The organism is Geitlerinema sp. CS-897, assembly GCF_028368005.1.
Lineage (GTDB): Bacteria > Cyanobacteriota > Cyanobacteriia > Cyanobacteriales > Geitlerinemataceae > Baaleninema > Baaleninema simplex.
Genome location: NZ_JAQNCQ010000115.1, coordinates 1 through 18,107, shown reverse-complemented (window position 1 = coordinate 18,107; position 18,107 = coordinate 1). Strand labels below are relative to the sequence as shown.

The following is an 18,107-nucleotide window of genomic DNA, read 5'->3' as shown; positions in this document are numbered from 1 at the left end:
GTACTCACCTCGAAGAGAGCATCGGTCGATGGGACAGGCTCTCGACTTGTACCAGTCTTTGCGCTCTGCCAAAGCATAGTTCCAGACCCGACGAGAGGTTTCTAACCATTCGTCATAGGTCTGTTGCTGTTGTTGGGTGGGCGCAAGCTTGTACTGATACGTGAGATTAATCGTCATCTAAAAACGGCATAACCTATTTTTAGACTAGCAAAGATTGTTGAAATATGCAATCAAAAAGTCGCCCTAGAAGGCTTGCCCTGCTCGCACTGCTTGCACTGAGCTTGTCGAAGTGAGCTTGTCGAAGTGAGCTAAGTCGAAGGCTTGCCCTGAGCCAAGTCGAAGGGGGCGAGGCTCTAACCCCAAAATTTTCGGTAGATGAGGTCGTTGTTGTTCAGTTGGCCGGTGGCGGTGTTGAAATTAGCCATTTGTCGAACTCTCTAATTTAGAGAAAATGGTAAACAAAACAGTCTGAAAATCTGGAGATCGCTTGTTTAGATGACAACTCCAAAAAACCGACAGGTCGATGGAAGACGACTCGAGTTGTCTCGATCGCCGCTGAGGTTCGATCGCTACTGAAGCGATGGCAATCTTCACCAAAACAGCTTGAGAAAACTCGAAATCCCCTCTACAAAAAACAATTTCGAGCCGCTTGTCTGGGTTCGTTTGACTGTATAGTTATCCGTCGAGCCGAGAGCGGGATTTCACAACAATCGTCACCGGGCGCTATAGCCTAGCAGCCTGTTTTACCAAAAATTCGACAATTGGAGATTCAACAAATCGATCGAAAATCAATGGGATGGGGTAGAACTCAAACATACATTTGCTGCGATCGCCAATTGAAAGCATCCGCACGACGCACGGATTCGAGCGAAATCGACAAAAAAACTCGGCTCGTCAAGGAGACTCAACAATCGTCTCAATAACGACCTTGAATTTATCACTTTTCTTAACCTATCGATTATAATAACACAGTATTTTTGTATCGTTATTTAGTGGCTTCAAAGCTATACAAAATTTTACATCAAATTTTAAAATTTCGTAAGAAACCGGGTTCCTCCAAGGAACCCGGTTTCTTTCTGAATCTAGCTCGAAGCTTGGCTGAACTGGCGATTTTCTTGAGGCTCGTATATGCCCCAATTTTCAATGTTGCGTTGGCTCAAAATTTTCTGAGCTTGTTCGATTTCGCGATCGGTGCCTTTGATAATCACGAGATAGCCGCCTTCAGAAACGCGATCGTAATACACTTTCGCCTTTTCTTCAGGAATTCCCAACCCGATTAAACCACCGATTAAGCCTCCTGCGGCCGCACCTGCCGCACCGCCGACGACAGTACTACCAACTGCGATGAGTTCCGATCCTAACACCGCAACCGCTCCCAATCCGGGGAGGGTAAAGACGCCAATTCCGGCGAGCAATCCGGCGAGAGTTCCTAACGCTCCCCCCGCGAACGCTCCGGTTTCTGCGCCTTTATCGGCTTCGTTTCCCACTTTCGTTTTGACTTCAGCTCCGGCTACGTCGTCGGGGCTTTTATTGCCCGCTTCGTCTTCTACCGTCTCGGGGTTTTTAGCGACGATCGAAACACGATCCATGGGAAATCCAGCCGCTTTTAACTCCGTGAGGGCTAACGCCGGATTTTCCATATCTTTAAACGTTCCGACGGCGTGTTTGTAGTGTTCCTGTGCCATAGTGATTTTACCTCTTGTTACTTTTTTATAAATCGCAGACAAGCTCGCGCGATATGACGAGCGATCGCGAACTTTAAAACGATTTAGACAAGTTCTAGTTTTAACCTATCGAAGCAATCTGAATTCTGCGTCTATCGATCGAGAGAGAAATCACGACGCTGGCATCTAGAACCGTTACTGAAGTGCCTCGAATCCCGAGACAACGTCTAACAATTCACTGGTGATCGCACTCTGGCGCTGGCGACGATATTGCGAATTCAGTTCGTCGAGACGTTCTCGAATGTTCTTTTCGGCTGACTGCATCGATGTCAGGCGGCTGGCGTTTTCACTCGCGAGAGATTCTGCAAACGCACGATAGAGCGACACAAAGAGATATTGACGAATTAACGCCGAAAATAACTGCGTTCCCTCCATCGTAAAAATGGGGAGCGATCGCCCGTGCCAGGGTTTCGTTTCTAACCCGTGCAACCATTGCCGATCGAGGGGAAACAGTTGTTGCGTGTGGGGGGCGTAGCGAGATCCCGACTGCGAGCGATTGTAAAACAACACCACGCGATCGACTCCTTCGGTTTCTCGCCACTGTTCGATATCCACGATTAACGCCTGCACTCGTCCCACGATCGCACTGACGGAACTGGGAACCAGCAGCACGTCGGCGAAGGGACGACGGCGAGCTTCAAAGGCCGGGACGACCCGCCCTCCAACGGCCGTCAGTCGCTGTCGGTATGGGGGAATTCCGCAGGTGTCGAGGTATTCCAACGCGTGGGTGGCGATTTGTTCGTTGAACTGTCCGCAGAGTCCTTGGTCTGACCCGAACACGATCGCCCCGAGTTTCGGTTCCTCAGCTCGCCTCGACGCCCCAACCCCCCAATCGTCGATGTCGTAGCGATATTTCAACAAAATCTGAAATCCCGTTTCGACGGTTTGGTTGTAGTCCGCCAGAGATTCCACCGCCCGTTCGTACTGGCGAATGCTCACCGCCGCCAGTGCTTTCATGGTTTTCACGACCGATTGCAGGTCGCGCACGCTGTTAATTTGCGCTTTTAAGGCTTCGAGGGACATCTGTTAGTTGAGAGTTGAGTAGGGTTAGGAGGGGATGAAATCTCGGACGGCGTCGCGACAGACTTCGAGGAGATGTTGGCGATCTTCTTCACAGAGGGTTTCGCCGGATTGGATGCGATCGCACCATTGGGGAAGGCGATCGGTCACTGCATCGCGAATCGCCTGAGAGGCCGATCGCATCTCTTCTAACGGCACCTCGTCGAAAACACCATCGTTGACGGCGTACAACACCGCAATTTGTTCGGCCACGGGAATCGGTTGAGATTCGGGCTGTTTGAGAACCTCCCGCACCCGACGACCTCGGGCGAGGGTTTGCACGGTGTCTTCGTCGAGTTGCGTTCCGAAGCGCGAAAAGACTTCGACTTCTTGAAACTGTGCGTAGGACAGGCGCAAGTCTCCCGAAATTTCGCTGTAGGCGGGAAGTTGCGTTTTTCCGCCAACGCGCGAGACGGATTTTCCCACATCGACGGCGGGTAAAACGGCTTTTTGGAACAAGTCCGGCGACAGGTAGATTTGACCGTCGGTAATGGAAATAATGTTGGTGGGAATGTACGCCGAAATATTCTGGGCTTGGGTTTCGACGATAGGAAGTGCCGTCAGCGAACCGCCGCCGAGTTCTTCCCGCAGGTGCGTCGCCCGTTCCAACATCCGCGAGTGCAAGTAAAAGATGTCGCCGGGATAGGCTTCGCGACCGGGAGGACGGCGCAACAACAGCGACAGTTCGCGATAGGCCCAGGCGTGGCGGGTTAAATCGTCGTAGACGACGAGAACGTCTCGCCCCCGTTCCATGAAGTATTCGCCGATGGTGGTGGCGGCGTAGGGGACGATGTAGCGCAGTCCTGGGGGATCTTCTCCGGCTGAGGTGACGACGATGCTGTAGTCCATCGCGCCGCGATCGCGCAGGGTGGCGATGGTTTTGGCAACGGAGGACGATTGCTGCCCGATGGCGCAGTAAATACAGATAACGTCTTGATGCTGCTGGTTGATGATGGTGTCGATGGCGATCGCGCTTTTTCCCGTTTGGCGATCGCCCACGATAAGTTCTCGCTGGCCGCGACCGATGGGGATCAGTGCGTCGATGACCTTGACCCCCGTTTGAAGCGGAACCGTAACCGGGGCGCGATCCATAATGGCCGGGGCGTCTCGTTCGATGGGACGGCGATCGCCCTCGGGAATGTCGCCACCGCCGTCGAGGGGGTTTCCGGTTGCACCGACGACGCGACCGAGGAGGTGTTCGCCTACGGGAACGTCCGTTACGCGACCCGTGCGTCGAACTTTGTCCCCGGCTTCGAGGCGATCGCTGTCGCCGAGGAGAATCACCCCCACTTCGTCAACGTCCAGGTTGAAGGCGATTCCTGGGACGCCGTCCCCGAGATAGACCAGTTCGTCAGATTTGACGTTGGGGAGTCCGGCCACTTTAGCAATGCCACTTGAAACCGATTTGACGAGTCCCACCTCGCGCGGGTGCAGTTCGGGGTGGTAGTCGGCGAGGGCGCGATCGAAGGCGGAAAACGTTTCTCCTAAAACGGAGAGAAGTTCGCGGTTTCGGTTCATAGTTTTCCTGACATCTTGTAATAAGAAACGCTCGTGTTTGTTGTTTTGTTATGCCGTTAGATAATTCAATTGAATAGATTGTCTAATGTAGGGTAGGCATCTCCCACCCAAAACTATTTTGAAATCCTTAAAAATGCCATAAAAGCTTAATGTTGGGTGGACATCTCCCACCCAAAACTATTTTGAAATCCTTAAAAATGCCATAAAAATCATTGAATGAATAATAAAAATTAAAATTAAAGATTGAAATATATCTTTTATTTTTTGGCTCGATTGAATGTTTAAAAAAATCGACAACAAACAAGGTAGATTCTAAAATTGATTTTCGACAAAATTTAAATTTATTCGAGTATTTCAGGAGAAGAAAAAGTGGCGAGTGGGCATTGCCCACCCTACTGTCTACTCCCCCATGAAGGGGAGTTTTGGAGAAAAGATTATTCAGAGAGAATTTGAATCGAGTCGGCATAAACCACCGGACGACCTTCATATTCATATTCTAACTCTTCGCGGATGGCGAGATCGTCGAAATCGAAATCGTAATCTCGCTCGATCTCCACAATCGAGAATTCTCGAACTTGTCCGGTAATTCGGACTTCTCTTCCTTCTTCGATGGGAACTTGAGAAATATCGTCGCCGACGACTAAGACGCTATCGTCGTTGAACAACTCGACGACACCACCATCTTCTTCGAGTTCGAAGATGTAGGGCGATCGCGTTTCTTCAATTTCTCCGGTTAAGGAAACCGTTCTTCCGACGTACTTACCTGGATTTTCGGCGAGGTCTTCAATATCGGCAGAGGCGGTCATCCCCGTTCTTTGGGCGATCGCCGGTCGTTGGGGAACGACGAAAGAGGCTAAGGTCACGGTGAGAACCCCCGCGATAGAGGCTAAGGTCGGTAGAGCGATCGATTTGGAATTTAGAGCGCGATCGAAATGTTGTTTCAGGCGTTTCATAACAGTCCTCCGTTTTAGATAACAGCAGATAACTACAATTGAGAGAGGGGTTTCGGAAAAACATCAAAACTGCCCCTCTAGGGATCAACTTAGAAAATCGAACGGTGACTGACATCTATCGAAGGAAATACCCCCACAGAGGCGTGTGGCTGGGGCGGTCTAAGTTAACGTAGCTTCGACTCGCCCCCGTAACTGTTCGAGATAATCGTCTAAACTCCAGGCGATTTCGTGACCGTCAATTTGGACTTCAATGCCACAAATGAGATCGCGAGATTGCTGAAAATCGATGGTGCTGCTGTCGGTGAAGGGGGCTTGGTGGAGGCGATCGCAAATTTCCTGTTTCCACTCGGGAGGAATCTCGAAACTGCTGCGAACGCAGATCGATCGATTTCCCTCGGACAGCGATCGCGCCAGTTGTTTTTGCGTGTCGTCGTCGAGTCGTTCCCACCGCTGTAAAAACATTGCGATCGTTCGTCGTTCTAGGGTTTCGTCCGCCACGTCTTGCAGGGCGCGACGGGCGATGTCGTAGGTTTGCTGCGCCAGTTGTCGCTGGAGGCGTTCTTCAGGAAGGGGTTCTTCCTCCTCCACCCGTTCGAGTTCGCTTTGCAACGTCTGACGCACGCGATCTTCGAGATCTCGCAGATAGCTGTCGAAACTCCACGCCACCTCGTAACCGCCGGTATAGAGTTCGATCCCGCAAATCGGCGCGCGATCGCGGACGAATTGTAGGGAAACGGGGCGCGGTTCTTCCTCCTCGGCGGTATCCTCGGTTTCTGGAAGCTTGTCGGCTTCGCAGAGTTCGACATCCCACGCCAACTCTCGCCGTACTGCGTCCAACAAGCGATCGCGGGTTTCCTTAGAGATCTCGAATCCCGTACAGATGAGAACAGAGGCTCTCGAGTCGGCGATGCAAGCGTGCATTTGCTGGCGGGTGGCGTCGTCGAGGTGATGGAGGCGATCGAGAAATCGTTCGATCGCTCGGTCTTCGAGTTTTGCGCCAGCCACGTCTTCGAGGGCGCGGCGCGTCATCAACGCGAGATGGTGACTCGTATCTCGCTGGAGGCGATCGAAAAACTGCGCTTGTCGGCGGCGTAACGCAGTTTTCCACTGACGGTGCAGGCGATCGACGTCCTGCTTCGCCTGTTGGGTGAGAATTTCCCGTTCTCGACGCGCCTGTTGTTTGGCTTCTGCGAGATGTTTGGCTTTGAACTCTTGCAGTTCTCGACACTGGCGGCGGTATCGTTCGGCGTTTTGTCGGGCTTCTTCCCGCTGTTGTTCGGCGTCGCGATACCACTGGTCGATCCGCTGTTGGCGACGCTCGATCGTCTGTAAAATCGGGCGGTACAACACGCGTTGCAGCAACCAAACGAGAAACAAAAAGTTAAATAGTTGAACGCCAACGGTAAACCAATCGATTAACACCCGTTATCCCCCCGCTTGTTGTAAAAAATAGTTCCAAAAGGGATTGGCAAACAGCAAAATCATCGAGACGACAAAACAGTAAATTGCCGTCGATTCGACGACAGCCATACCCACGAAGAGCGTCCGCGTAATGGTATTGGCGCGATCGGGTTGTTGGGCTAAGGCTCGCATGGCGTTCGCCAAGGCCAATCCTTCACCGATCGCCGGGCCGATCGCTCCGAGTCCGATACATAAGCCTGCGGTGAAAATCGAGGCGACGCTGACTAAGCTGAGATTGTCCATGATTCTATCCGGGTTGAGTTGAAACGTTTGGGTGTAAAATGCAGCGCGATCGCAATTGTTTTAGTCTTCCCGCTCGGATTGTGCTTGCATTCCCGAGGCAATATAAACAAGGGACAAAACGGCAAAAACGTAAGCTTGGATTAGACCGATTGCCATGCCAAACAATCGCATGAGCGCTGGAAAAAGAATTGGTAAAATTAACAGTAAAATTGCCACAAGAAAACTGCCGCTCATCACGTTTCCAAAAAGACGTACGGCTAAAGAGATAATGCGAGATATCTCACCAATCACTTGGAAGGGAAACATCCACGGTGACGGCTCGAAATAGTGTTTGAGATACCCGATTAATCCCGAGTCGCGAATGCCGAACAGAGGCACGGCGATAAAAGTACACAACGCAAGTGCGATGGTTGTCGAAAGCGATCCCGCTGGCGATTCGTAGACGGGAAAGAGGGTTAACAGGTTGGCGAGGCCGACGAAGAGAAACAGCGTTCCGATAAAGGGAAGGAACGGTGCTGGATCGCGATCGGCGGCGTCTCGAATTTGGTCGTTAATGGTCTTAACGATAATTTCGAGGACGTTTTGCCATTTCGAGATAGTGGGTTCGCTCGTTAACTGTCGCGTCACCCACCAGGAACCTAACACTAAAATTGCCATCACCAACCAGGTATAGGCAATTGTCGCGTTGATGGCGATCGATCCCGACTGCCAAAAAATAATGTTGTCTGGAGTAATATTCATGGCATTTTGACGGCAGGTTTAACGAGGGGTGGTGAGGATTTTACCTTTGACACGAGTTAAAATCGTCCGCGCGATCGTAAATCCAACCAAGGCGATTAACCCTCGTTGCCAGTGACCGTCCATGAGTAGATAAAAGCCAAGCAAGGTAATTGCTAAACGGGCGATGAAGCTGCCGAGCGTTAAGGGAATGGGATAGGCAGTCACGGGAAGTTGTCGCACGGTAATCCAGAGACTGTAAAAATAAAACAGTCCGAGGACGAAGCCTCCGAAGAGGGCGATCGCAAGTTCTAAAAATCCATTCATCGTAATGTACTCCAAATATAACTCAAAACAAACTGTCAAAAGCAACTTAAAACCACAACTTAACCCCTAACCGGATGGCGGTGAAGTTCCCGACGACGAGTAACCAGAAGTGGGATGCCATTTATCGAGGAGTGACGAGAGGAGTATGGGAATCACAGTGGTCGTCATTGCCGATACCACCACCATGGCTGCAAACACGCGATCGGAAACGGCCCAACTCCCCAACGCCAAGCCTTTTTGCATGACGATCGTGCTGATTTCAGCCCGAGGAATCATGCTGACCCCGATGAGAGTCGCCCCTTTCCATTGGGTTTTCAACAAGGCGGGAACCCCAGCACCGAGGAGCTTTCCCGCCACCGCCGCCACCAGTAAAATCGCTCCCCATCCCAACCCCGTTATCAGTGCGCTCGGTTCGAGTTTCAAACCGATGCCAATGAAGAAAAATGGTGTAAACAGTTCGTAAATAGCATCGAACGACGCATCAATTTTGACGGCGTCGGGATCGCGACTGAAGACCAATCCGGCGAAAAACGCCCCGATCGCGACTGAAAATCCCAGCAATCCGGCAATGGACGCGATAATAAATCCAATGCCAACGACCTCTAACATCGGATCGGGTTTGGGTTCGATGCGGTTAAACCAGGTTGTAAGCTTCTTTTCGATATATTGAGAAAAGCAAAAACAAAACGCGCCGAAAACGATCGCTTTGAGAAAAAAGGTTCCCGAGGTTTCCAGTGCCAGCGCTCCTAGCGATCCCTGCGAACCGCTGTGGTAAATTGTCGGTGCTAAGGCGAGCAACAATGCCATCAACACGGCACCCGAAATATCGTCGAGTTCGGCAACGTCGAGTAACAGTTCACCGTCTGGGGAATCGGTGGCGTTTTGGTTTTGCCAAACGGCTACAGACACGCCGACACTGGTAGCAGTCATGGCGATGGCGACGAACAAACTGGGAATCAAGGCTTGTTCGAGTAGAACGTAAGCAGCAAAGAACCCAAACGTGGCATTAACCAAAACGTCAAAAACCCAAATCAAACTAGCTCTAGGAAGTTGTTTCTTTAATCCTGCTAAGTCACTTTCTAATCCCACTCGAAACAGCAAGCTAATAATACCCAACTCTGCTAAAAATTCAAATACTTCATATCCTACTTCGTCGATAAATTGAAATTGAATATTCAGTAAATTTAACAGAAATCCCAACCCCAAAAAGCCAACTAATGCTGGGATTCCCTTTCTGTTAAAAATGGCTTTAATTAAAATTGCTAAGGTTAGGATAATACCAATCCATAAAATCAAAACAGAAATTTCCATAGCCGATCTCGAATAAAAGTTTGCGAGTGAGGGATAAGATTAATGATGTTTTAAGCGGATTTGAATTACTCTCTGAGCGCTTTTTGAATCCAATACCAAGCATTCCAGCAGCCTAACATTAGCCCGAGAAACAATCCCATTAACGTCCAAGAATAGGGACTGGGGAACCGGAGATCGAGCCAGCGCCCTCCTGCAATACCGAGTAAGGTGGGAATGGCGATCGACCACCCGACTAAACCATACATTCCCAAGCTAAACCAGAGGCTGCGATCGCCTTCCTGTCTGGCGCGAATTTTTTGTAGCGATTTGCGATCGATCTCTTGATGAAAGGCTTTCCATAAATCGCTGAGATTTCGCGTGTGGGTCGGTTTGCGATCGCTATTTTTGTTATTTTTGTTATTTTTATTGGGTTCCACGATGCTGTCCTCCTCGTTCGATCAGTCTTCTGGCAAATCCTGCTTCGAGTTTGGCGATCGCAGATCGGGCTTGTTTCTCGCGATCGTCGAGAATGCGATACTGTTCTTCTACAGTGGCGCTTAAGTGTTCTAAATCTCGTCCTTTGACGGCGCGGCGCGTTGCCACAGTTACGGTATATTCTTCTTTGATGAGAATGCCTTCATCGACGGCAACGAAATACTCGGCTTCTGAGGTGTTGTAGGATAAAATACCCGGAACTAACGACGCGACGAAATCGATATGGTTGGGTAATAAAACTCGGACGCCGTCTTCTGTTTCGACGGAAAGTTTGCTGACCGTTTCTTCGAGCAACACTTCAGTCGGTAATAAAATTTTTAATGCGATTTCGTCCATAGTGTTTGTCTCGATAAACCAGCTAGATAGGGAGTTAGATGGGGGGTCGGGTTGAACGAAGTCGAAACCCAACCCAAACCTACCTTTTAACGTCGTCGATCGCGCCGATGGTATACAGCGCCCGTTCGGGAACGTCGGCGAATTCGTCGTTTAAAATGCGATCGCACCCCTCCAATCCATCTTCTAAACTGACTAACTTTCCTTTTTTCCCCGTAAACTGTTCTGTCGTGAAAAACGGTTGGGTTAAAAACCGCTCTAACCGACGCGCTCGAGATACCGTTTTGCGATCGTTTTGCGACAACTCCTCGATGCCCAACATGGCGATAATATCTTTCAATTCCTCGTATTCCGCCAGAGTTTGTTTCACCGCTTGGGCGACGTTGTAATGTCGTTGTCCCACGATCGTCGGTGACAGCATTTTGGAACTCGACTGTAAGGGATCGACAGCGGGATACAATCCCTGACTGGCGCGTTTGCGGGAGAGAACGATCGACGCTGACAAATGCCCGAACGTGTTCACCGCCGCCGGATCGGTAAAATCGTCAGCCGGAACGTACACCGCTTGAACCGAGGTAATCGCCCCCGTCGCCGTGTTGCTGATGCGCTCTTGCAACTCCGATAACTCAGTCCCCAATGTGGGTTGATAGCCGACGCGAGAGGGCAATCGCCCCATCAACCCAGAGACTTCTTGCCCCGCTTGCACGAAGCGAAACACGTTGTCCATCAGCAACAACACGTCTCGTTTGGCGTCGTCGCGAAAATATTCCGCCATCGTCAAGGCGGCGTGAGGAACGCGAAATCTCGCCCCTGGAGGTTCGTTCATCTGTCCGAACACGAGAACCGTTCGTTCTAACACCCCGGCTTCTTGCATTTCGCGGTAGAGTTCCTCGGCTTCCCGGTTGCGTTCTCCCACGCCGCAAAACAAGCTGATCCCTTCGTGGTGCGCCACCATGTTGTGAATCATTTCTGTAATCAACACGGTTTTTCCGACCCCCGCACCGCCGAACAGCCCGGCTTTCCCACCCCGTTCGAGGGGGGCGATAATATCGAGGGCTTTGATGCCGGTTTCGAGGACTTCCGAGGTGGTGGCGCGTTCGGAGAGGGGAACGGGTTTTTGATGGATCGATCGCCACTCGCCGCCGGTCATTTCGTCTTTGCGATCGATCGTCTCGCCGAAGACGTTAAACATTCGTCCCAACAGGCGATCGCCGAGGGGAACTTGCAACGTACGCCCGAGATCGCGAACTGGCGTTCCTCTGGCTAAGCCGGAGGTGGAAGTCAAACCGATACCGCGCACCGTTTCGGGATCGACGTGACTCAACACTTCGATGGCGATCTCGTCGTTTTCCCCGGCTCTCAGTTGGTGGTTGAGTTCGGGTAACGGTGGCTCGAAGCGGGCGTCTATAACGCTGCCACGGACGGAAACGATCGTTCCCACACGGTTGTTTTGAGATTCGTCGCGCATAGGACTCCGGATAAAACAGAGGGGGGAATGGTAGGCGTTGCAGAAACTCGCGGGTTGACAGAAGACTGCGATTTCGCCGTTGAGTTGTGGGAGCGAGTCGATCGAAGTGAGGGAGGAATGCGATCGGTCTGTCGCATCTCGCTAGTTTTAGCTATCTCTATTTGTGAAGAAACTTCCAAAGCAGGATATCTTTCCCTAGGGAGAGATACTGTCACGGCCGACGATCGATCTTTTGGAATAGTGAGTTCGTCCTTCAGATAGACGACAAATTGCGCCAACTCTGGGACTTCGAGACGCCTTGGGCTTGAAAACGTATTTTTTCGTAATATTTCGGCAGTTTTTAAGCAGGCTGAAGGCGAATTCGGGTGGAGATCGAACGCTCGCGGGGTAGTGGTTGTTAGGTTTCGGGCGGTTTGAGAGAAACGGCCGTTTTGATTTCTATATCTACAGAGCGATCGATTCTCTTAAAGATCTTCGATAGTCTGTTCGTAACGCAAGTTTTGAATTGAAGCCGACTGTCGATTGGCGATCGCGTTTCGATTCAGAACACTGCGAACCCATCGGGCAACATGACGAGAAGTCTATGCCTTCTATTTTACCTTCTTCTCGTTGAAACTTACGAAAGACTGTAGCTTAAGTTTACATCGCCCGAATGGGGCAAGTTGTAACATATTCAGGAGTAATGCTTATGAATATCATTTTTCTCACCTCTGCTATCGCAACCGCTGCGATCGCGACTTATTTTATTACGCATCGCTTGGGTGGATTCCGAACGATCGCGACGTTGTTATGTCTCGGTCTCTTAGCAGGAACCGGTAGTTTACCGGCGTTAGCTAGCACAGATATCGCTGCACTCGGGGCGAAAAGCGATACCTTAGAACAGGGTCAGCAACAACTCGAAGAAGATTTAAAACTGACGCCAACGGGCGGACAGTATAGTGGTATCGAATACGCCAAAGGTGCAGAACGCGGCGAACCGATGACCGATCGAAAAATTCGCGAAACTATTTTGTCCGATACTTCAGAAGATCTGACCGTAAACGTAGCGAGCGGTTCGGTTATTTTGTCGGGAACCGTTCGAGATAAAGACCGCGCCCGTGAAATTGTCGATGAAATTAAAGAAATTTCTGGAGTTCACGAAATTACCTTTGAACTCGGATTAGAAGAAGGTCAATCTTCGTAATCGATTAGATGGATTTCAATTAAATCCATCCTTGTAATGCAACTGTTGTGATTCGACTGGTGCGCGATCGCGTGCCAGTTTTTTTATTGCGATCGCGATGCTTGCTGACGCTCGACTCGATTCAAGAAATTTGAAAGATTGGGAGAACGTCTCTATTTTTTTGAGATATAGCAGTCCCAAATGAGTCGTCAAAAATTAAAACACCAGAAAAAATCCGATTCCCTGTTTCCTGCTCCCGATTTTGTTACACAACTGATTTAGGGTTGCTATATACCCCCTATCTTTAACTCAGATTCAACTTTTTGCTGTGACAGCGTTGCATATAAATTTTAGTCACAGTATCGTTAGGATTGCGTTGCAAACAGTCAGCAAACAACTTTTCAGCTTCTTCGTATTGTTTCAACTCAAACAATACTAACGCCTGCTCGAAATGAGTTCTCGTTTTAGCTTTACCCTCGCGAATTCCGGGGGGATCGGCATCGAACACTTCAAAAACTGAAGTCCGATCGCTTTTTCCTTTAACCGCTACGCGATCGATGAGTCGGATATGATAATCTTGAGAAGACTGTAACCTGCAAAACGTGCGATCGGTAATTAACAAAGACACTCCGTACAGTTTCGTCAATCCTTCGACGCGAGACGCTAAATTAACGGCATCGCTAATCGCCGTACTGTCCATCCGTTTCTGTCCGCCTACCGTTCCCAACATTAACATTCCAGTATTAATCCCGATACCAATTTTTAACGACGGACGTTCGGGACGTTGTCGCGTTTTATTATATCGATTGAGCCGTTTCAACATACTAATCCCCCCTCGAACGGCATCGTCAGCACTTCCTTGAAACAATGCCATAATCGCATCGCCAATATATTTATCGATAAATCCATTATTCTCTAAAATTGCCGGTTCCATGCGCGATAAATAACCGTTTATAAATTTAAAATTATCCTCCGGCGTCATATTTTCGCTCAACCGAGTAAAATCGCGAATATCGGAAAACAACACTGACATTTCTTGACGTACCGTATCGCCGAGCTTAACCTCTAAAATACTTTCTTTATTGAGCAATTTTAAAAATTGATGGGGAACGAATTTCGCATAGGCCATACTTAAATGAGACAGGCGCAAGTGAGTTTGCAGGCGAGCGAGGAGTTCCTTTTTATTGATCGGTTTAGTCAAATAGTCGTTCGCCCCTAAATTGAGTCCTTGAACGATATCTTCTGCTTGCGTTTTCGCTGTAAGCATCAAAATGGGGAGTTCGTGCGCGGAGTATTTTTCCCGTAGTTTTGCCGTCACCTCGTAGCCCGTCATTTTGGGCATCATGACATCGAGCAGGATCAAATCGGGTTTTAAACCGTTTTCGATCGATTTAAGGGCTTCGAGACCGTTGGAGGCTTGGGTAATTTGATAGTGTTCTGGGGAGAGGTGATTGATGAGAACCTGAAGGTTGATCGGTTCGTCGTCCACGATGAGAATGCTAAAGCGTCGTTCGGGTCGGGGGAGATCGGTTCTCAAGCTCTGTCCGTAACGGTCGATCGCGATCGCCCCGTTCAGCGGCCGTTCGACGAAAGACCGATCTGTTGCGTCGAGATCGAGGGTTTGGGGTAACGCCAGCACCGGAAGCAAACAGGAAGACGAATCCTCGCGGCGTTCCTGAGCTTGGCGATCGGCTACCGGAAGAGTAAACGTAAATTGCGAGCCTTTCCCCGCAATCGATTTGACAGAGATCGTCCCCCCGTGCAGTTCCACGAGTTGCTTTGTCACCGCCAATCCCAGCCCCGTTCCCCCATATTCGCGAGCGGTAGACCCGTCGGCTTGCTCGAAGGACTCGAAAATGCGATCGAGTTGTTCCTCCTTCATTCCGATTCCCGTATCGGAAACAGTCACGGCTAAATGGGTCGCTTCCTCAGCGGTACTGTTGGGGACGCACTCGGCGGAAATCCCCACAAATCCCTCATCGGTGAATTTAATCGCGTTACCGACGAGGTTGTAGAGAATTTGCTGCAAGCGGTTTTCGTCAGCGTAAGCCAGCGGAAGCTGGGGAGAAATGGCGTTGACAAGTTGGACGTTTTTCCGCGCCACCAAGGACTGACAGAGACTGAGAATGGCTTCGGCAATTTCGCGCACGCCGACGGGTTTGCGTTGCAGTTCGATCTCTTTATGTTTGAGTTTGGAAAAGTCGAGAATATCGTTGACTAACGCCGTTAACCGATAGCAACTCTGGACGATCAGGGTAAGGTTTTTCTGTTGCGTAGGGTTGAGGGGGCCGGTAACGCCGTCGAGCATCGATTCAGCGATACCGATGGTGCCGTTGAGGGGGGTTCGTAGTTCGTGGGAGGTATTGGCGAGAAATTCGTCTTTGAGGCGATCGAGTCGTTCCATTTGCTCGTTCTTCGCTTGTAGGGAGGCGAAGGAGGCTTGGAGTTGTTGCGCCATGCGATCGAACGATCGCCCCAGTTCGCCGATTTCGTCCGCTCGCTGGAGAGTTCGGCGATCGTGGGTTTGTGCGTCCCAGTTTCCCTGAGAGAGAGACTTGGCCGACTGGTTGAGGCGTTGGATCGGTCGAACCACCCATCGCGCCGTCACGATACCGATTCCCGTCGAGACCCCGAGGGCGATCGCGCAGAGGACGATGGTATTGCGGGTGTTGGCGTGGATGCGAGCCATAAAGTCCGACTCGGGAACCACCACCACGATCGCCCAGTTCAACCCCCACTCGTCGCGAAACGGCGTCACCTGTACTAACTGTCGGTTTCCGTTCCAGTCAAAGGTGCGTTGGATGCGGGTGCCGATCGCCTCGAAGCTGCCGAATTCTGTCAGTAAGTAGGTAGCCGTGGCGCTGACGAGGCCGTTTTGGCTGGCCGTGGCGTACAGGCGTTCGGGGGTGTCGCCTTTTTGCGAAAAGGGTTGTTCGTCGACGGAGGTGGCGACGAGTTGTCCGTGGCGATCGACGATAAACGTCTGGCCGGTTTGTCCGATGTCGAGAGTGCGTAAAAAGTTGCTGATGTCGAGCAGCGAGATATCGACAGCGAACACGCCGAGGAGTTCGTCGTCGTCGTACAGGGGTAACGCTGCCGGAAGTGCTAAGTTCGGATAAGGAGCTGCCCAAACGTAAATTTCTCCCCAAATGGCGGTTTCGGCGTTGACGGCGTCGACGTACCACGGCCGCGTCAGCAAGTCGTACCCCGGAACGGCCGAGAGCTGTTCTCCTCGGTTTCCCCCGCCGTCGGTGGCGTAAGTGTAGAAATTATCGTCGTTCGGGGTTTTCCGGCCCGAGGTGCCAATGCGAATCGAGCCGTCGGGGACGCGCTCGACGCCGCTAAACTCTCCTTTGGGGTTGCCGAAGTAAACATAGGTGACGTTGTCGAACAGGCGAATCCGCTGGGCGAGATGGCGATCGAGTTGGGATAAGTTTTGTAAGTCTAGCTGTCCTAATTGAAAGGCTTGGGCGTTAAGCTGGTTGATGAGATGGGGCGCTTCGAGGTAGCGATCGAGCCGTTCTTCGATGCGATCGGTCAGCTCGTCTCGCAACTGGGTCGAGATGTCGTCGATGGCTTTTTGACCGTTGCGAAACGATAAATATCCCGTCAGTCCCACCGCCGCGAAAATTTGGAGGGCGAAGGGGACGATTAAAACCGTTCGTAACGGAATGCGATGTGAAATTTCGTTAGCCAAGCGGCGCAAAACCATATCGGCGAACGTTCCCTCCTACCCTCATCCCCTGCTCCGACGATTGTATGGGTGTTTTTCCCATCATCGCTTCAATGGTGGAGGATGTCACCGTCGTCTGACCGAAAGGATACTCTTCGATCGAGACGTTAGCGGTAAAATTCCCCTAATTACCACTTGCAGGGTATTCAACAGCGTATTTATCTCGATGAAAATATCAGCACGAGTCGGTCAAGTTCCTCCTTCGATGACCCTGGCGATTTCCGCCAAAGCGAAAGCTATGAAAGCCCAGGGGATCGATGTGTGCAGCTTCAGTGCGGGAGAACCGGATTTCGGAACGCCCCAACACGTCGTCGAAGCGGCCAAACGGGCGCTGGACGAGGGGAAAACTCGCTACGGACCGGTTGCTGGGGAACCGCAACTGCGCCAGGCGATCGCCTATAAGTTACAGACGGAAAATCAACTCGATTACGCCGCCGAAAACGTTCAGGTGACGAACGGGGGGAAACAATCGCTGTTCAATGCGATTTTAGCGCTCGTCGATCCCGGTGACGAGGTTATCGTTCCCGCCCCCTACTGGGTGAGTTACCCGGAAATGGTGAAGCTGGCGCAAGGGGTTCCGGTTATCGTGTCCACCACAGCCCAGACGCAGTTTAAGATTACGCCGGAACGGTTGAAAGCGGCGATTAGTCCGAAAACGAAGCTGTTCGTCCTCAATTCTCCCTCGAACCCGACGGGGGTGGTGTATACGCCGGACGAAATTCGCGCTTTGGCGGAGGTGGTTCTTGAGGCGGGAATTTGGGTGATTTCAGATGAGATTTACGAGAAAATTCTTTACGATGGTGCCGAGCATTTGAGCATCGGTTCGGTCAGTCCGCAAGTGCGCGATCGCACGATTACGAGCAGTGGCTTCGCCAAAGCGTTTTCGATGACGGGATGGCGCGTGGGGTATTTGGCGGCGCCGGTGGAGTTGATTAAAGCCACGAGTACGCTACAAAGTCACAGTACTTCCAATGTTTGCACCTTCGCTCAGTACGGGGCGATCGCGGCGTTGCAATCTCCCGAGTCCCCCGGATGTATCGAGGAGATGCGATCGAGTTTTGCTAAACGTCGTGCTTTCGTTCTCGAGCGTATCCACAGTATTCCCGGTTTGAGCGCTCCGACTCCGAACGGCGCGTTCTACGTGTTTGTGGATATCGCCAGTATGGGGTTGTCGTCTCTGGAGTTTTGCGATCGCTTGCTCGAAGAGTATCACGTGGCAGCAGTACCCGGCATTGCCTTCGGAACCGATACCTGTTTGCGATTGTCTTACGCGACGGAGATGTCCGCGATCGAAAAAGGGATGGATCGGTTAGAAAAGTTCGTGCGATCGCTCCAATAGTGTTGGAAATCGCAACCTCGCAACGCGGGTAGAGGCGTGCAGTTCGGGCGTCTCTACTCCCCCCTCGCGACGCCATCTTAACTTATTGTTTTAAAGTTTGAAATTTGGAACCCCAGTCGATCTAAACTCTTGACACTCCCCGGTCTAAAGGCACGGGGATTCTCAGTTCGTTGGGTGCCCATCGGCATTGCCCTCCTTGAGCTTCTTGACCGTGTGCCCCACGGCGGCAAGTCCTCTATTCCGCACAACCTGAGCTGCCGCTACATCTCGATTGGTGGTGTAGCC

16 protein-coding genes and 1 pseudogene are annotated in these 18,107 nt (G+C 51.1%); 2 read left to right on the top strand and 15 right to left on the bottom strand.

Translation table 11 applies throughout. The annotated features are described in order from the left end of the window. The 13 genes from POG22_RS07310 to atpD all read right to left on the bottom strand — a co-directional run. Positions 1–177: helix-turn-helix domain-containing protein (locus tag POG22_RS07310; protein WP_498904475.1), on the bottom strand; the 177-nt coding region annotated here is incomplete at its 3' end. A 905-nt stretch (positions 178–1,082) separates the two neighbouring features. Next, a complete protein-coding gene (locus tag POG22_RS07305) occupies positions 1,083–1,685 on the bottom strand; it encodes a hypothetical protein (protein WP_017660426.1) in 603 nt (200 codons plus the stop codon). Positions 1,686–1,859: 174 nt separating this feature from the next. Continuing rightward, the gene (locus tag POG22_RS07300; RefSeq protein WP_063714656.1) at positions 1,860–2,747 is read right to left on the bottom strand and encodes a F0F1 ATP synthase subunit gamma; all 888 of its coding nucleotides are present in this window, start codon (positions 2,745–2,747) and stop codon (positions 1,860–1,862) included. 24 nt (positions 2,748–2,771) lie between these two features. Continuing rightward, a complete protein-coding gene (locus tag POG22_RS07295; RefSeq protein WP_498904474.1) occupies positions 2,772–4,301 on the bottom strand; it encodes a F0F1 ATP synthase subunit alpha in 1,530 nt (509 codons plus the stop codon). A gap of 434 nt (positions 4,302–4,735) precedes the next feature. Further along, positions 4,736–5,254, bottom strand: a complete 519-nt coding sequence (locus POG22_RS07290; RefSeq protein WP_063714658.1) for an OB-like fold-containing membrane protein — start codon at positions 5,252–5,254, stop codon at positions 4,736–4,738. 159 nt (positions 5,255–5,413) lie between these two features. After that, a complete protein-coding gene (locus tag POG22_RS07285) occupies positions 5,414–6,676 on the bottom strand; it encodes a F0F1 ATP synthase subunit B family protein (RefSeq protein ID WP_498904473.1) in 1,263 nt (420 codons plus the stop codon). 3 nt (positions 6,677–6,679) lie between these two features. Beyond that, positions 6,680–6,958, bottom strand: a complete 279-nt coding sequence (locus POG22_RS07280; RefSeq protein WP_017660431.1) for a F0F1 ATP synthase subunit C — start codon at positions 6,956–6,958, stop codon at positions 6,680–6,682. 60 nt (positions 6,959–7,018) lie between these two features. After that, positions 7,019–7,699: a F0F1 ATP synthase subunit A gene (locus tag POG22_RS07275; RefSeq protein ID WP_498904470.1), complete on the bottom strand. Its 681-nt coding sequence runs from the start codon at positions 7,697–7,699 to the stop codon at positions 7,019–7,021. A gap of 18 nt (positions 7,700–7,717) precedes the next feature. After that, positions 7,718–8,002, bottom strand: a complete 285-nt coding sequence (locus tag POG22_RS07270) for an N-ATPase subunit AtpR (protein WP_498904468.1) — start codon at positions 8,000–8,002, stop codon at positions 7,718–7,720. Between the two features lie 66 nt (positions 8,003–8,068). Continuing rightward, positions 8,069–9,313 carry a cation:proton antiporter gene (locus tag POG22_RS07265; RefSeq protein WP_498904466.1) on the bottom strand — a complete coding sequence of 415 codons (1,245 nt, stop codon included), beginning with the start codon at positions 9,311–9,313 and terminating at the stop codon, positions 8,069–8,071. A 65-nt stretch (positions 9,314–9,378) separates the two neighbouring features. Continuing rightward, positions 9,379–9,729, bottom strand: a complete 351-nt coding sequence (locus POG22_RS07260; protein WP_074170747.1) for an AtpZ/AtpI family protein — start codon at positions 9,727–9,729, stop codon at positions 9,379–9,381. After that, on the bottom strand, positions 9,716–10,123 hold the full coding sequence (locus POG22_RS07255; RefSeq protein WP_223307288.1) for a F0F1 ATP synthase subunit epsilon: 408 nt from the start codon (positions 10,121–10,123) through the stop codon (positions 9,716–9,718). The genes POG22_RS07260 and POG22_RS07255 overlap by 14 nt, the downstream gene beginning before the upstream one ends. A gap of 79 nt (positions 10,124–10,202) precedes the next feature. Further along, complete coding sequence (atpD, locus tag POG22_RS07250; protein ID WP_498904463.1) at positions 10,203–11,588, bottom strand: F0F1 ATP synthase subunit beta; 1,386 nt, start codon at positions 11,586–11,588, stop codon at positions 10,203–10,205. Between the two features lie 688 nt (positions 11,589–12,276). Between atpD and POG22_RS07245 the strand changes: the two genes are divergently transcribed. Further along, a complete protein-coding gene (locus POG22_RS07245) occupies positions 12,277–12,771 on the top strand; it encodes a BON domain-containing protein (RefSeq protein ID WP_063714669.1) in 495 nt (164 codons plus the stop codon). A 283-nt stretch (positions 12,772–13,054) separates the two neighbouring features. Here POG22_RS07245 and POG22_RS07240 read toward each other — a convergent pair whose 3' ends face one another. Further along, on the bottom strand, positions 13,055–16,462 hold the full coding sequence (locus tag POG22_RS07240; RefSeq protein ID WP_498904460.1) for an ATP-binding protein: 3,408 nt from the start codon (positions 16,460–16,462) through the stop codon (positions 13,055–13,057). Positions 16,463–16,649: 187 nt separating this feature from the next. Here POG22_RS07240 and POG22_RS07235 point away from each other — a divergent pair, with 187 nt between their 5' ends. Next, positions 16,650–17,822 (top strand): pyridoxal phosphate-dependent aminotransferase, encoded by a 1,173-nt coding sequence (locus tag POG22_RS07235; RefSeq protein ID WP_063714664.1) that lies wholly within the window; start codon positions 16,650–16,652, stop codon positions 17,820–17,822. A gap of 162 nt (positions 17,823–17,984) precedes the next feature. Here POG22_RS07235 and POG22_RS07230 read toward each other — a convergent pair. Next, positions 17,985–18,107 (bottom strand): annotated as a pseudogene (locus tag POG22_RS07230) (RNA-guided endonuclease TnpB family protein); the annotation flags it as partial.